Source organism: Leclercia sp. LTM14, from assembly GCF_023736175.1.
In the GTDB taxonomy this organism is placed as follows: Bacteria; Pseudomonadota; Gammaproteobacteria; order Enterobacterales; family Enterobacteriaceae; genus Enterobacter; species Enterobacter barmai.
Genome location: NZ_JAIKTT010000027.1, coordinates 1 through 599, shown reverse-complemented (window position 1 = coordinate 599; position 599 = coordinate 1). Strand labels below are relative to the sequence as shown.

Sequence of the window (599 nt, the reverse complement as noted above, 5' to 3'; positions counted from 1 at the left end):
GTGTGTTCGAGTCTCTCAAATTTTCACAACGCGAAGTGAAACAGCTTCGGGTTGTGAGGTTAAGCGACTAAGCGTACACGGTGGATGCCCTGGCAGTCAGAGGCGATGAAGGACGTGCTAATCTGCGAAAAGCGCCGGCGAGGTGATATGAACCTTTGACCCGGCGATGTCCGAATGGGGAAACCCAGTGTGTTCCGACACACTATCGTTAACTGAATACATAGGTTAACGAGGCGAACCGGGGGAACTGAAACATCTAAGTACCCCGAGGAAAAGAAATCAACCGAGATTCCCCCAGTAGCGGCGAGCGAACGGGGAGCAGCCCGGAGTCTGAATCAGCTTGTGTGTTAGTGGAACGGTCTGGAAAGTCCGACGGTACAGGGTGATAGTCCCGTACATGAAAGCACACATGCTGTGAACTCGAAGAGTAGGGCGGGACACGTGGTATCCTGTCTGAATATGGGGGGACCATCCTCCAAGGCTAAATACTCCTGACTGACCGATAGTGAACCAGTACCGTGAGGGAAAGGCGAAAAGAACCCCGGCGAGGGGAGTGAAAAAGAACCTGAAACCGTGTACGTACAAGCAGTGGGAGCACC

At 53.1% G+C, this 599-nt stretch carries 1 rRNA gene; it reads left to right on the top strand.

From position 1 onward, the window contains the following. Nucleotides 1-57: 57 nt before the first annotated feature. A 23S ribosomal RNA gene (locus K5I40_RS23760) occupies nt 58-599 on the top strand; the annotation flags it as partial.